The following is a 13,654-nucleotide window of genomic DNA, read 5'->3' as shown; positions in this document are numbered from 1 at the left end:
TACTCTATCAACTAAAGCACTTTGATTTTTCACACTCCGCTGTTAACATAACATCCCTAAAAAGGAAACAATTACTCAACTTGTCTTGAATTAGACAATCTACTTTGTTGATCTCACTACTTAAGGAAAGCAAAATGATAAAAAATGCAGTCGTGCTAGGACTCATCTTTAGCGCCCACACTCTCGCCTTTGACCTCGAAAATACATACCCAACCACTGAAATAAAATACTTGGATGACGGCACTGAAATCTCTGTCCCTTTTCATGTCAAGGGAGAAGCAACCAGTGCAGTCCTCGGTTTAGTTAATGCAAAACGAGCAAAACGATTTTTATGGAATGACGGTTGGAAAGTTGTTACGCCAAAATGTGATGGCAAAAGCTCCGGAAAAGGTATTGCGGCTTTTTACACTCAAAAAATCACAGAAAGTCCAGCAGGAGCATACAACGAAACGGTCGCGACGTTTTTTATTCAACGCAGAAATGCGCCAGATCTCGATTTACCTTGTCCAAGCGACCTGAACTCCCTTGAAGCACAGGTAAACTATGCAATGGCTGCATTTACAACTATCAATACTGCCAATGCTGAAAAGCAGTCGATGGGGCTCCCTCACGACTACGCCTCATTCAACTTTCATTTGATGCTGGACAATGCGAAAGCGGTTGAGGCCGGTGAAATATGGGGTTACCCCAAACAATTGGCCCAAGTTGACATCACCCTAAGTGAAAATACACATCGTCTTGAGCTGGCCAAGAAAAATGGTAAGCCTTTGCTCAGTGCTGAATATCAGCGCAAAATTGGCACAAACACGCCACTGTACTCAGTCGGTGACAATGTTGTGCCCAGCTTTAACCTTCCCGATGAGTCTAAGATCCCTCAACTCAGTGGCGTATTGACCTCAGCTAGCGGCTGGATCTTGCCTTTCGTTGGTAAGTTTACGATTCACTCACCAAAAAGTGTCACCACGCGATTTTTACGCAAAACGCAGTTTACTCCTATCGCGGTATTAGAATTCACTAACGTTGAAGGCGTTGCGCTACCACTTTACGATAGGTAACCTTCATTAGTATAGGCAGAGGCTTAACGGCCTCTGCATTTTAATTACCTTTGCTTGTATTGCGTTTTGCAGTATCCGCGATTTACCGCTTTGCTTCTAAGTTTAATATGCTTTGTATTACGGCCATTTACTCGTTGCCGCCATAGCCTAAAACTACTAGATTTTAGGCTACAACGCATCAACTTGATCACGTCAGGCTCGCTAAGCTCAAACTGTCGCTCGATAGCTTCAAATGGCGTCCTATCTTCCCACGCCATTTCAATGATCCTGGAAATTTCTGAGTCACTAAATTGCACTTGCTTAATCTTGTTGTGTTCTAATCAGAATCACACATACGCCCCGAGTGCCAAAATAGATTAAAAATACTTACGGCCAATCAATATTCCCATAGCAATACCGATAGGCAAGGTGTACATGATTTGCCCTGATGCAACGCCCACGGCTGTGCCTATTCCCGCGCCGATAGCGAGCCCCAGACCTATTTTTCGATTGGCATTTTGTTTATCACATTTCATTGATTGTTCCATCATCTAAACCAATAGTTAATGTGGCAAAGTAATGAAGTAATGTAAACCACCTTATTTGCTTAACAATCAGTGCCCTTCACGCTTAAACCAAGCCTGTAAAAACTCGATACATTGAAGTACTGCGGCTGGCACAAATTGGCGTGCGGGATACAGTGCATATAAGGCTAGAGTTGGCTTGTCAGCGTGCTGTAATATACTAACTACCTCGCCCTTTTCAAGTGCTTCTCTACAGGCAAATTCAGGTAAAATTCCTATTCCCAAATGGCTTTTAATTGCCTGTAACATAAAAAGGACATTGTTCACTTTAAGAGAGCCTTTTATTCGCACACCTTCGTCTAATGGCCATAAGTTCTTGCGTTTTGAATAGCTGTATTCAAAACAATTATGATAAATTAAATCTTGTGCTGATTCGATTGCAGGGTGACTAGCTAAATATTGTGGTGAGGCGCATACATGATAATTAAATTGAGTAATTTCTTTACCTATATAACTTGAGTCGAACGGGCGACTGGAAGCCCGAAAACCTAAATCGAACCCCTGTTCAACTAAGTCGATATCCTCATCCCCTAAATGTATTTCAAGATCGACATCGGGATACGCTTGCATAAAGTCGGCGAACATTGCTGCCAAGTCAGTGATCCCAAGCACCATTGGCACATTCACTTTTAGCTTGCCTTTTGGTGCTTGCTGCGACTCCTGTATGAAGGTATCTGCATCCTCTAACTTATTGAGAATATCCCTAGCACGTTGTAAATAGCCTTCTCCAACATGCGTGAGCTGTAAATTGCGCGTGGTGCGATGTATAAGCCGCGCACCAAGCTCAGCTTCTAGTCGGCTGATCTCCTTACTGATCATGGATTTGGACGTATTATATTGCTCTGCAACACGAGTAAAACTGCGTACTTCAGCCAGTTTTACAAACATTTCTATCGCTCGTAGCTTGTTCATACTTTCCTTGATTATTGTTTCCACTATGTGAACTCTCGGTTCTCATTGTAGCTATATATAAAACAGCATCTAATTTATACACTGAGCTTGTCTTTTAGCCAAGAAGCAAATAAGGAAAACCATTATGTATACGTTATATTACCTACCAGGTGCTTGTGCGCTAGCAACGCAAGTCATATTAAGAGAACTAAGACAACCCTTCGAACTGGTTGACAAACGCGGTGTTGATAACTTTTTAGCCATTAACCCAACAGGTAAAATCCCAGTTCTTAATGATGGCGAAAACAGCTTAGTAGAAGGAGCTGCAATCTTACTTTATCTACTCAATAAACACGAAAATAACCTTCTTCCTCAAGCTGATGTTTTTCAAAAGCAAAAAGCGATAGAAAACATTCTGTTTGCTAATGCTACGATGCACCCGGCTTACAATCGTCTGTTTTTTGCCACAGGTGCGATTGCTGACGAGCATGCACGCCAGCCATTTTTAGAAGCGGCAGCAGTTGCCATCAACGAATTATGGGTGTTAGTCGAGAAAAAATTAGCGCAGCAAGCATTTTTAGGCGGCGATCAGGTGTCCACTGCGGATATCATGCTGGCTGTATATGCGCGTTGGGGCGCCTATTTTCCAGTCGACATTGTCATTCCAGAAAAGGTCAGCAAAATGTTAGCTGAAGTTGAGGCAAGACCCAGCTTTATCGCCTCGATAGCAGCTGAACAAGCACACAGTACAGACGCATGAGCTTAATATGACTAAGCCTATTTTCAAACCACAGGATTTAGACAAAGTAACTGCAGTTATTCAACAATATTTTGAAGGGCTACACCAAGGAGATATTAAAAAGTTGGATCCGATTTTCCACGCTGACGCGGTGCTCAAAGCTCCAGGAATGAGGCGCACCAAATCACAGTGGCTAGATTTGGTCTCATCTCGACAAACGCCCGAAAGCCAAAGCGCTGCTTTTAATTACCGTATTTTGTCGGTGGATGTTGTAAACCATCAAGCAATGGTCAAGCTGTATTGCCCACTATTTGAACATCACTATATCGACTTTATCGGTTTACTTAAGGAAGATGAACAATGGCGTATCGTCAACAAAATGTATGATGATCTGTAGGAGATAATCGATGCCTATCATCAATATTAAAATCACAAAGGAAGGCGTTACACCTGCTCAGAAGCAAGCCTTAATAAAAGGTGCAACTCAGCTTATGGTGGATGTCCTTGATAAAGCGCCACAAGTTACTTTTGTTGTCATAGAGGAAGTTGAAACTGACGACTGGGGAATAGGGTTTGATCAAGTCTCTATGTTGCGGCAGCAAAACTTAAGTCCTAAATAACGCACTAAAAAGAGGCATCAAATGGTGCTTCTTCACCTGCAAAGACAATTTTCTTGAAAAAGAATCTTATAAAATTCAGGTAAATAAAAACTTTTTTAAAAAAGTTTCTTGAAAAGTATTTGCCTCGTCCATAGATAGTATTGTGAGGACGCCGACAGGGTCCCAACCCAAACTAAGTAAATGTTTTATATGCTATTTATTGGCTTTAATTGAAGCAATAAATAGCTTAATTATCGCTTTATGAGGATACAAATTATGCGTACAGTAGACCTATCTCCACTTTATCGTTCATTCATCGGTTTTGACCATTTAGCACAGTTAATGGATGCAGCATCACGCAACGAAAAGCAACCAAGCTTTCCGCCATATAACATCGAAGCTACCGGTGAAGACAAATACCAAATTACCATGGCTGTTGCCGGATTTACCGAGCAAGAGCTTAGCCTTGAGTCAGAAAACAATACTCTGACAGTCAAAGGCGAAAAGCAAAACAAAGAAGACAAAGCTGAGCGCAAATTTATCCATCAAGGCATCGCAGAGCGTAACTTTGAGCGTAAATTCCAACTTGGCGATCACGTCAAGGTGATTGGCGCAGGACTTGAAAACGGCCTGTTAGTCATTGACCTTGAGCGCGAGATTCCAGAAGCACTCAAGCCAAGAAAGATTGAAATTGGCAAAGGCAATCTCATCGAAAATAAATAATCGATTGAGGTCACTTCCCCCTGTTTTTACATGATGTCACGTTTCCAAGTCGCCCTCGGGCGACTTTTTTGTTTTGAGTTGCTAGTTTACCCATTTTATAGCGTTGAGTAGGTTTTAAGCTAGCAGCGTTAAACTCAGTTCCAACCGCCAGCTCAATTCGCCTTGCCTACAAAGTGTGGGCGCCTTAGTGCGAGCAAGAAGCGCAGTTATCTCCAAAGCGTTCTGAACAGCAAACTGGTATCTATAAGTAATTTGGGGTCGCTCCCACTGGCGTTCATCTCAAGACATCCAACATACAATTCATAATAAAACACCGATAACAACAGTTAAGCCAACATCTATGGTTCTCTTGTCAAATTAGCTGTCATGCTCACCGCAATATTGTTAAATACTTCTACTTGTTCGTGAGATAGGCCAGTACACATTTTTTGTATCAACTCAGCCTCTATGACAAGCATTCGTTTCAATATCGCTTTGCCATCCTTTGTTAAACCTAAAAAATGGCTTCGAGTATCATTTGGATTTTTTGTCTTTTCTATTAACCCCTTCTTTGACATCTCTTTAATCAATCTCGCTAATTGACTTTTATCTCTATCCATTAGTTCTGACATCAGAGCAGCTGTACAGTTTTCTGTTCTATTAATTAGATGAAGCGACTGAATTTCCATCGGTACCACATCAATCCCCTGCTCTCTAACTGCTTTTAAAACTAGAGATTTAAACTTAAAGGTTAATGCTAAAAAGCTATCTGGAAGTTCTCTGTTCAAAATCCACTCCTTTATTGGTTGACATTATCAACAATAACAGCTAACCTTCACAGAATCAATAGTTGACAATATCAACCTTAATTAAGAGGCGATTATGAATTTAGTTAAAAAGGTACTTGTTGCGGTCCCTATGGTAGTCACATTGGTGGGTATATTAACTTTCGTGATGACCTATCAAAATATAGGGTTTACCAACCGGTTTGTTGAGCAATGGCTGACCTCTACTTTATTGTCTGCCACAACTATTGCTCCAATTGGTTTTGTCATGGTTATGGTAATCTCAAAGGTTGCTGAATCACTGATGCCAAACACAGCAAAGATCATTAAAAATACTGTGATTGGTATATCAATGGCCATTATCATGGAAGGAATTATGGCCGCGGTTACAACTATTAATAATGTCCCTTACAGATCCATGAGTGAATTTATCAACACTTGGTTTCATGCATTTACCATCGCGCTGCCTGTCGGGTTGTTAATTTCAGTTTTTATGACATTGACTGTGAAGCCTCGCCTTGAACGATTTATGGCTAGCTGAAAAAGAAGCTTGTTATGAGATACAAATACATTAAAGCTAATAGCGCAGAAACTCATCGTCTTGTTGGTGGAGAAATAACATCACTACTTGTTACGGGAGAAGATACCAACAATAGAGTCTCAATATTTGATAGCCTGATACCACAAGGCAATGCCGCACCTTGGCACTACCATGAAATAGATGATGAAATTTTCTATATCATCCACGGCTCTATAGAATTTGGTGTTGAAAATGAGGTTATTACTGCAGATAAAGGTGACTTACTTGTGGCTGGTCCTAATGTTAAGAGGCGCTTTAAAGCGTTGACCGATAGCCATTTACTTGTCATAAATTTACCTTCAGGACCGTCGGAAAATTTTATTCGAGATATCGCAAGGTTGTCAGATGGAACAGCCTTGAGTAAACAAGACAGACTTAAGTTTGCCAAAAAGTACAAAATTCATTTTTGTTAGCTTGCGCTGCCACAACTAATGATTGAAAAATATCAACTTTAAGTGCTATCCACAGAGTTACATTTAACACCTTACAAAAATCAATACACTCAAAACAAAAAAAGCTTGGCTATCAAGCCAAGCTTTGCAGATTGATGATAAACCCCGCTTTTTTAAGCGGGGTTTATTTTTCCCAGTTGTTGGAGCAGTTTTCTCTGCCGTAAGTTTCAGCGTTGGTTTTTTGTGTTGGCTAGGATAATTATTGTGATTTGGTGTGTCCAAGATCGTTTTGAGGGCTTTTAGGGGGAGTTTTCGAGGTTTTTTGCTAGTGTGCAGCCATGAGCGCCATTTTCTTCATATTTTGACATGCCGCTGCTAACAAGCACTGCGCGGTCACTTTTGACAGACCTCTATATCTGCAGTAGCGATGTCCATGATGTTGTTTCGCATCAGCGAAGCTTCTTTCCACCGTTTCGGCTCGTCGTCGATAGAGCTTTTTACCCCAGTCGCTCAGCCTAATCGCATTGGCGTTTTCTACGCTCGATTGCCAAACATGCCGCGTTATAACTTTGGTTTGATTTTTACTGGCTGTACATTGATTTCTGACTGGACAGCGTCCACATTTGCTCGGGTCGGAATGATAGTGACGATAGCCTGTTCGGCTTGTTGTTTTGTAGATTAGAGTTTCACCTTGCGGGCACAGGTAAGTATCTGTATCGGCTTGATATTGATACTCACGTTTGGCGAAGTAGCCTTTCTTTTTATTTGGTCTTCGATACCCCAGCACGCCAACTAATTGCCTTTCTTCCAGATTGTGGCATACCGCGGCGGTAAAATAGCCTGCATCTAGCCCAACCGCGATAGGGTTGAGTGCAAAGGTATCGAGCGCTCTGTCGAGTCGACTGATAATAGGTTGTGAGTCATGGACATTGCCTGCGGTGGCGTGTGTATCAACAATAATGCCGTGTTTACCATCCACAATTCGATGGTCTAGATAGAAGAACCCTTTTGGCTTTTCATCCCGTACCATAAACCCGCTATCTGGGTCGGTGCGGCTGACTTTGGTTGGTTTTGTGCAAGTTGTTTCTTCCTTACACTTCAGGGGCTTTTTTCCTTCATCCTCCCGGTCTTGCAGTACTGCTTCGTTCAATTGCTCTACATACACTGAAGGACTGACTTTTAAGTCTTCTATGTCATAGCGCTTTTTATTGGCATTGGCTTTGAGGTGTGTACTGTCAGCAAATAAGCTATAGCCACCTATGAGTTTTTGTTTCATCGCTTGGCGGACAATGTTATCGAAGATGGATTGATAAATATTGCTGTCTTTAAAGCGCTTTATGCGGTTTTGGCTTAGCGTCGAGTGGTGGATGACATCTTCAGTTAGTCCCATACCTAAAAACCAACGATATGCGACATTGACTTGGATTTCCTTAATCAAGCGACGCTCGCTTTGAATGCCAAACAGGTATCCAAGAAATAAAATCTTGAACATTCGCACTGGGTCAACCGCTGGGCGACCATTGTTTTTACAGTAGAGATGGGCGACTTCATCGCGGATGAATTCGAAATCAATCGCAAGGTCAATCAGGCGAACTAAATGGTCTTTTGGAACCAATTGGTCGATAGCGACCATTTCTAGTTCATATTGCTGAGGGGTTTTGTCTTTAAGCATGGTGAACTCCCTAAACTCACTACGCTTATTAGATCAAAGGGCTAGATCTGTGTCCAGCCCTTTTTCAACAGTCTGAAAAGCTTGGCTATCAAGCCAAGCTTTGGGTGCGGTGCGAATAACCGCCTTACTCTTACCGACTATGATCCTTCACTTTACTTCCCTAATGACATCCAAACTCTCAATTTGGAGCTCAAAGATTCTGATAGCGATGCCTCGCTGTAAGTATTCCTTTATACCAGTTTGTTTAAACTTGCCCGAAAAAAGGCGCTTAGTTGAACAAATCAGTAATGTTGCCAAGTAACTCAACAATAATCATAATCTTTGAACTCTATTCCCTGCTCCCTGACATCAGTTCCTTTTCCTCTGTCACTCCTTTGCGCAGGTAAATTTACTTCTCCAGCTCTAATTAGCCTTTAAAGTTTGCGAATTCTGTTTCGCTTAGCTCGCCGTCTGCATCAACGTCTAGCTCTTTAAATTGCTCAGCAAGTGCAGTATGCGCTTGCGCTTCACTCATGCTGATTGTGCCGCTTTGATCTGTATCTAGCGCAGCGAAGTCTTCACCCGCCATTGCGTTAACAGAAGCAAAAGATAAACCGGTGATTGATAGTGCAATTAGTACATTTTTCATCATTTATTCCTCAAAAATTTAAATACGGTTCGTTTCGTGAAATTGGAGAGCTAATACTTAGCCTTTGAAATTTGCGAATTCTGTTTCGCTTAGCTCGCCATTTGCATCAACGTCTAGCGCTTTAAATTGCTCTGCAAGTGCAGTATGCGCTTGTGCTTCACTCATGCTGATTGTGCCGCTTTGATCTGTATCTAGCGCAGCGAAGTCTTCACTCGCCATTGCATTAACAGACGCGAAAGATAAACCTGAGATTGATAGTGCAATTAGTACGTTTTTCATCATTTATTCCTCAAAAAATGTAAATACTGTTCGTTTCGTGAAATTGGAGGGCTACTGTTTAGCCTTTAAAGTTTGCGAATTCTGTTTCGCTTAGCTCGCCATTTGCATCAGCGTCTAATTCTTTAAATTGCTCTGCAAGCGCCGTGTGTGCTTGTGCTTCGCTCATGCTGATTGTGCCGCTTTGATCTGTGTCTAGCGCCGCAAAGTCTTCACCCGCCATTGCATTAACAGACGCGAAAGATAAACCTGTGATTGATAGTGCAATTAGTACGTTTTTCATCATTTATTCCTCAAAAATTTAAATACTGCTCGTTTCATGAAACTGGAAGGCTATTACTTAGCCTTTGAAATTTGCGAATTCTGATCCACTTAACTCGCCGTCAGCGTTACCGTCTAGCTGAGTGAATTGCTCAACAAGATTTGGATTTACTTTCGCTTCGCTCATGCTAATTGTGCCACTACCATCGGCATCATATTTGGCAAAGTCGTCACCAGCCATTGCATTAACGGATGCCATTGACAGGCCAGCAAGGGATACTGCTACTAGTAGATTTTTCATCATATTCTCCTTAAAATTCAGTCTTGGCGGAGAGTCCGAAGACTCACCGATACCAAACTTTCAAATTAGCCTTCAAAGTGCTCGTACTCTGACTCGCTCAGCTCGCCGTTACCGTCAACGTCAAGTGTCTTAAATTGCTCAACTAACTTAGGGTTGACCTGCGCCTCACTCATACTGATTGTGCCGCTGCCATCAGTGTCGTACTTTTCGAAGTCGTCCATCGCCATTGCCGATGCTGAAACCAATGTCATACCTGTAATTGAAAGTGCTGCTAGTAAATTTTTCATGATCTTCTCCTTAACGATTAAAGTGATGTGATAACTCGGCAAATTAACCTTCGTAGTTATCAAATTCTGCTTGGCTTAGTTGACCATCTTGGTCAGCATCTAGCTCATTAAATTGAGCAAGAAGGCCTTCATCTGCTTTTGCTTCTTCAATAGAGATGTAACCGTCACCATTCATGTCTAATTTGTCGAAATCCGTGTTTGCGTGTGCACCTACTGATGCCAAAGTCATTACTGCTGCTGATACTGCGATTGCTAGATTTTTCATCGTGCTTTCCTCATAAGATTAAAAACTAAATTCTGTGTTAAACGTTTTGCTATTAAAGCAAAAAACTGATTTTGCATTTGTTTTTGCGTTTCGTTTTTCGCTTTCGAGATAACTATTCCAACTTTGATGCCAATATTGAAAAAACACCGTTTATCAACAAGTTAAGAAAAACCACTTAAAAAGATTAAGGTTGGATTAAGGCTGACTGTTGCTAAATGGCAACAGTTAAAAAAGCGAAAAATAAAAAGTCTTTATTTTTCTTAAAGTTAGATTGTCGCAGCTTTGCAACAGGTAAATTTTGGGGTAGAAAATTTTGCAAATCTCGCAACACCATTTGATTGAAATTTGTGCACCCTTTTAAAGGATTTAGCATCGTGAAAAAAATTTTTTCTCAGTCATTACAAAAACAGGCACTTATTGCCATGTTTATTGGTGTGCTTCCAATACTCACACTGACTTTGTGGTACGCCCAAGCACTGTCCAAAAACCAACAAAAAACACAGGATATTTATAATAAAAATCAAAAACTTATTCTTGAGTACAATTTTGTAAAAGCAGATATCAGCGCGCTTGAAAAAGCGCTGCAAAATAATCAGCTACTACAAAGTGAAACACTGCAAGAAAGCATCGAGCAGAAGTGGCAGAACACCAAAAAACGCATTCAATTATTAAAAATAAACCTACCCGATTCGCTGTTTGTTGCTAAATGGCGACAGTTCGCTCCTGATGAGATCAATGCCACTTCAAAAGCTGAAGAATTTCAACAATTGGTTAAGGTGCTTAATCAATTCGAGGAAAGCTTTCAACAAACACTTAATAAACGCTTATCTGATCAAGAAGCCCATTTCGTGCAGCTGCAAACATGGTTTATGTTTGGTCTCGTTATCTTGCTACCCACCCTTATCGTGATCAGTATCTTTTTGATCAACCGGATTTGTCAGCAGCTTAATCAGGTAGAATCTGCGGTATCTGAGGTAGGTAAAGGTAATTTCGATAAGTCGGTTGAACTCTCTGGCAGTCATGAATTGCAGCAATTGGGTGACAGGTTAAATTGGTTAAGGCTCGAACTTAAGCGTATTCAACAACAAAAGGAAACCTTCTTGCGCCATGTTACTCATGAGCTTAAAACCCCTTTGGCATCGCTAAACGAAGGAAGCAGCTTATTAAATAGTGGACTACTTGGAGATGTTAATCCAAAACAACAACGTATTCTCATCATTATGGAAAACTCTGTTGCAAAGCTTGGATCATTGATCGATGATTTGCTCAGCTATAGTGCGGCCAGTCACCCTGATAGCCTACATCACGACGCCGAAATGAACCTTATCCAAGAAGAAGTCTCAAAGCATCTTAGCGATAAGCTAGGAAAGACTGATGTGATAGTGAATTGGCAAAATCATGATGACCTAAAAGTACCTTATCTTCCGTGCAAATTAGTGTTAACTCAGTTAGTGAGCAATGCCATCGATCACGCTAAAAGCAATGTCACTATTTCAATTGAAGAAAAAAATGGCGAAGTATTGTTGATAGTCTGTGACGACGGTGATGGCATCGACATCAATGAAGCCGATTCATTATTCCAGCCATTTGTTCGTGGTGAGAAAAATAAAAATAATAATGGCAGTGGCTTAGGTTTAGCTATTGTCTCTGAGTGTGTGAAGCAATTAAAAGGCTATGTGAAATGGCTATCAGTAGAATCTGGCGCCAGTATTCAAGTCGCCTTTCCAAAAAGGGATCCAAAATGAAATACATCGCATTAAGTATCACGCTATTTTTGCTCGGTGGTTGTGCCACAACGGAGCAAAACGTCGAGCAAACAAAGCAGTTTATTGGCCCTGTAAAAACAGAAACCAGCGCTAAGTTTGTGCCTTTAGCTGAAGTGATCAAAGCCTTAGTCAGCCAATGCGCCAAAAAACATAACGTGACATTTAACGATTACTATAAAGGTGCGCTGCACTTACAGGGCTTTATTCACACCTATTGCGGTACAGACTCAACCACCAAGCAACTTAAAGCCATTGAAGAAGTAAAGCTACAAGATTATTGGCCAGACGATTACAACATTTGGTTTGAATCGCTGGCTTGGCATACTCAAAGCCTTCGTGAGCAAAAAATCAGTAATTATTACTCTGACAATAAGGCGCAACAACATCAAGAGCAATTATTACAAACCCAAAAACAGCTTGCCGAGCTAAAACAAAAGCTTGCCGACATAGAAAAACAACGTTTAGAAACCGATCTTTCTGAAAACCCATCACTTGAGGAGGATTCACTATGAGTCAAACACAACAAGGCGCAAAGTTACTTTTAGTGGATGACGATACGTCTTTAACTGAGCTACTGGCAATGCGTTTAGAAAGCCACGGCTACGAAGTTGAAGTAGCTCATCGTGGTACACAAGCGTTAAATATCCTCAAGCAAATGCCTATCGACTTGGTCATTACTGATTTGAAAATGGCGCACATGAATGGCTTTGAACTTAATGAGCAAATAAAAAAGTATTACACTGGCATGCCCGTTGTGATGATGACCGCTCACGGCTCAATTCCTGACGCTGTTGACGCCATGCAGCAAGGCTTTGTGAGCTTTTTAACCAAGCCCATTGACTCTCAGCAAATGCTCGATGTCATCAATGAGGCGCTTGCAGGAAAAGTGAGAACCGCACAAACTTCGGATCCAAATAACTTCCATGGGTTGTTATTCCAAAGTGCCGCCATGCGTCAATTGGTACAACAAATTCAAGCACTTGCCAGCAGTAATGCAAACATTCTCATCCAAGGCGAGAGTGGTACCGGTAAAGAAGTGACGGCAAAAGCAATCCATTTGGCCAGTAACCAAGCGCAAGGTCCGTTTATTGCGATTAACTGTGGCGCAATGCCCGCTCACCTGCTGGAGTCTGAGCTATTCGGCCATAAAAAAGGCGCGTTTACCGGCGCAGTGAGCGACAAAGAAGGTTTAGTACAAGCAGCGGATGGTGGCACCCTATTCCTCGACGAAATTGGTGATATGCCGCTTGATTTGCAAGTTAAGCTACTGCGTGTTTTACAAGAGCGAACCGTTCGTCCTGTGGGTGGCCAAACTGAGCATAAGGTCAATGTTCGTTTTGTCTCTGCAAGCCATAAGAACATTCAAAGCGCCGTTGCCGAAAAGCAATTTCGTGAAGATTTATACTATCGATTAAACGTAGTGTCTGTTGAAATCCCAAGCTTAAGAGAGCGATTGGAAGATATTCCACTACTTGCATCACGCTTCTTAAGTGCACTTAGCGATGGCGAAAAGCAATTTAACCAACAAAGTATTATGCATTTGTTGAATTATCATTGGCCGGGCAACATCCGTCAGCTCCATAATATTGTGGAGCACTGTGTTGCTATTACGCCAGGTAAAATGATCACTGAAGATATCGTACAAAAAGCCCTGCCTAAGGATAAAGAGCAGAATGCGTTTACAGGATTAAATGAGGCGAAACGCCAGTTCGAGTATGACTACATCCAAAAAGTACTGGCACTTTGCGAAGGGAATGTGTCGGAAGCTGCAAAACTTGCACAACGCAATCGCTCTGATTTTTACAAATTACTTAAAAAAACATGAGATCCAGTGCTAAACCTATTAGAGGGGTAACATTAGTTTTAATTTCTGAAGCACGTTGCTTGGTCAA

General features: G+C 41.5%; 21 protein-coding genes. 10 read left to right on the top strand and 11 right to left on the bottom strand.

The window, feature by feature from the left end; all coding sequences use genetic code 11:
• Positions 1 to 134 precede the first annotated feature (134 nt).
• Positions 135 to 1,055 carry an acetoacetate decarboxylase family protein gene (locus PPIS_RS21975; protein ID WP_010379321.1) on the top strand — a complete coding sequence of 307 codons (921 nt, stop codon included), beginning with the start codon at positions 135 to 137 and terminating at the stop codon, positions 1,053 to 1,055.
• A 44-nt stretch (positions 1,056 to 1,099) separates the two neighbouring features.
• Here the strand turns inward: PPIS_RS21975 and PPIS_RS21970 are convergent, their stop codons facing one another.
• From PPIS_RS21970 to PPIS_RS21965, 3 genes are all read right to left on the bottom strand, one after another.
• Positions 1,100 to 1,351 (bottom strand): TIGR03643 family protein, encoded by a 252-nt coding sequence (locus PPIS_RS21970; protein ID WP_010379323.1) that lies wholly within the window; start codon positions 1,349 to 1,351, stop codon positions 1,100 to 1,102.
• A gap of 60 nt (positions 1,352 to 1,411) precedes the next feature.
• Entirely contained in the window at positions 1,412 to 1,570 is a 159-nt protein-coding gene (locus PPIS_RS25220; RefSeq protein WP_019647622.1) for a glycine zipper domain-containing protein, read from the bottom strand.
• A gap of 78 nt (positions 1,571 to 1,648) precedes the next feature.
• On the bottom strand, positions 1,649 to 2,530 hold the full coding sequence (locus tag PPIS_RS21965) for a LysR family transcriptional regulator (protein ID WP_010379325.1): 882 nt from the start codon (positions 2,528 to 2,530) through the stop codon (positions 1,649 to 1,651).
• Positions 2,531 to 2,654: 124 nt separating this feature from the next.
• Here PPIS_RS21965 and PPIS_RS21960 point away from each other — a divergent pair, with 124 nt between their 5' ends.
• From PPIS_RS21960 to PPIS_RS21945, 4 genes are all read left to right on the top strand, one after another.
• Positions 2,655 to 3,269 (top strand): glutathione S-transferase family protein, encoded by a 615-nt coding sequence (locus tag PPIS_RS21960; protein WP_010379327.1) that lies wholly within the window; start codon positions 2,655 to 2,657, stop codon positions 3,267 to 3,269.
• A 7-nt stretch (positions 3,270 to 3,276) separates the two neighbouring features.
• Positions 3,277 to 3,645, top strand: coding sequence for a nuclear transport factor 2 family protein (locus PPIS_RS21955; RefSeq protein WP_010379328.1), 369 nt, complete (start codon positions 3,277 to 3,279; stop codon positions 3,643 to 3,645).
• Between the two features lie 10 nt (positions 3,646 to 3,655).
• Complete coding sequence (locus PPIS_RS21950) at positions 3,656 to 3,868, top strand: tautomerase family protein (protein WP_010379330.1); 213 nt, start codon at positions 3,656 to 3,658, stop codon at positions 3,866 to 3,868.
• Positions 3,869 to 4,123: 255 nt separating this feature from the next.
• Complete coding sequence (locus PPIS_RS21945) at positions 4,124 to 4,570, top strand: Hsp20 family protein (RefSeq protein WP_010379331.1); 447 nt, start codon at positions 4,124 to 4,126, stop codon at positions 4,568 to 4,570.
• A 338-nt stretch (positions 4,571 to 4,908) separates the two neighbouring features.
• On the opposite strand, the gene PPIS_RS21940 is transcribed toward PPIS_RS21945, so the two are convergent.
• Positions 4,909 to 5,337 carry a MarR family winged helix-turn-helix transcriptional regulator gene (locus PPIS_RS21940; protein WP_010379333.1) on the bottom strand — a complete coding sequence of 143 codons (429 nt, stop codon included), beginning with the start codon at positions 5,335 to 5,337 and terminating at the stop codon, positions 4,909 to 4,911.
• 94 nt (positions 5,338 to 5,431) lie between these two features.
• Between PPIS_RS21940 and PPIS_RS21935 the strand changes: the two genes are divergently transcribed.
• Positions 5,432 to 5,875, top strand: a complete 444-nt coding sequence (locus PPIS_RS21935; RefSeq protein ID WP_010379335.1) for a DUF2798 domain-containing protein — start codon at positions 5,432 to 5,434, stop codon at positions 5,873 to 5,875.
• Between the two features lie 14 nt (positions 5,876 to 5,889).
• Entirely contained in the window at positions 5,890 to 6,327 is a 438-nt protein-coding gene (locus tag PPIS_RS21930; RefSeq protein ID WP_010379337.1) for a cupin domain-containing protein, read from the top strand.
• Between the two features lie 304 nt (positions 6,328 to 6,631).
• Here the strand turns inward: PPIS_RS21930 and PPIS_RS21925 are convergent, their stop codons facing one another.
• The 7 genes from PPIS_RS21925 to PPIS_RS21895 form a co-directional block, all read right to left on the bottom strand.
• Complete coding sequence (locus PPIS_RS21925) at positions 6,632 to 7,978, bottom strand: IS1182 family transposase (protein WP_096040876.1); 1,347 nt, start codon at positions 7,976 to 7,978, stop codon at positions 6,632 to 6,634.
• Between the two features lie 406 nt (positions 7,979 to 8,384).
• A complete protein-coding gene (locus PPIS_RS21920; RefSeq protein ID WP_010369611.1) occupies positions 8,385 to 8,606 on the bottom strand; it encodes an EF-hand domain-containing protein in 222 nt (73 codons plus the stop codon).
• 57 nt (positions 8,607 to 8,663) lie between these two features.
• The gene (locus PPIS_RS21915; protein WP_010369614.1) at positions 8,664 to 8,885 is read right to left on the bottom strand and encodes an EF-hand domain-containing protein; all 222 of its coding nucleotides are present in this window, start codon (positions 8,883 to 8,885) and stop codon (positions 8,664 to 8,666) included.
• 58 nt (positions 8,886 to 8,943) lie between these two features.
• The gene (locus tag PPIS_RS21910; RefSeq protein ID WP_010369616.1) at positions 8,944 to 9,165 is read right to left on the bottom strand and encodes an EF-hand domain-containing protein; all 222 of its coding nucleotides are present in this window, start codon (positions 9,163 to 9,165) and stop codon (positions 8,944 to 8,946) included.
• Positions 9,166 to 9,222: 57 nt separating this feature from the next.
• Positions 9,223 to 9,444: an EF-hand domain-containing protein gene (locus PPIS_RS21905; protein WP_010369617.1), complete on the bottom strand. Its 222-nt coding sequence runs from the start codon at positions 9,442 to 9,444 to the stop codon at positions 9,223 to 9,225.
• 65 nt (positions 9,445 to 9,509) lie between these two features.
• The gene (locus PPIS_RS21900) at positions 9,510 to 9,731 is read right to left on the bottom strand and encodes an EF-hand domain-containing protein (RefSeq protein WP_010369618.1); all 222 of its coding nucleotides are present in this window, start codon (positions 9,729 to 9,731) and stop codon (positions 9,510 to 9,512) included.
• Between the two features lie 43 nt (positions 9,732 to 9,774).
• Positions 9,775 to 9,996 carry an EF-hand domain-containing protein gene (locus PPIS_RS21895; RefSeq protein ID WP_010369619.1) on the bottom strand — a complete coding sequence of 74 codons (222 nt, stop codon included), beginning with the start codon at positions 9,994 to 9,996 and terminating at the stop codon, positions 9,775 to 9,777.
• 374 nt (positions 9,997 to 10,370) lie between these two features.
• On the opposite strand from PPIS_RS21895, the gene PPIS_RS21890 reads away from it, so the two are divergent.
• From PPIS_RS21890 to PPIS_RS21880, 3 genes are read left to right on the top strand one after another with little or no spacing between them, the layout of a single operon-like run.
• The gene (locus PPIS_RS21890; protein WP_010369620.1) at positions 10,371 to 11,741 is read left to right on the top strand and encodes a sensor histidine kinase; all 1,371 of its coding nucleotides are present in this window, start codon (positions 10,371 to 10,373) and stop codon (positions 11,739 to 11,741) included.
• Positions 11,738 to 12,274, top strand: coding sequence for a hypothetical protein (locus PPIS_RS21885; RefSeq protein ID WP_010369621.1), 537 nt, complete (start codon positions 11,738 to 11,740; stop codon positions 12,272 to 12,274). The genes PPIS_RS21890 and PPIS_RS21885 overlap by 4 nt, the downstream gene beginning before the upstream one ends.
• Positions 12,271 to 13,587 carry a sigma-54-dependent transcriptional regulator gene (locus tag PPIS_RS21880; protein WP_010369622.1) on the top strand — a complete coding sequence of 439 codons (1,317 nt, stop codon included), beginning with the start codon at positions 12,271 to 12,273 and terminating at the stop codon, positions 13,585 to 13,587. The genes PPIS_RS21885 and PPIS_RS21880 overlap by 4 nt, the downstream gene beginning before the upstream one ends.
• Positions 13,588 to 13,654: the final 67 nt, after the last annotated feature.

Source organism: Pseudoalteromonas piscicida, from assembly GCF_000238315.3.
Taxonomy (GTDB): domain Bacteria; phylum Pseudomonadota; class Gammaproteobacteria; order Enterobacterales; family Alteromonadaceae; genus Pseudoalteromonas; species Pseudoalteromonas piscicida.
This window is presented reverse-complemented; position numbering and strand designations above follow the sequence as displayed.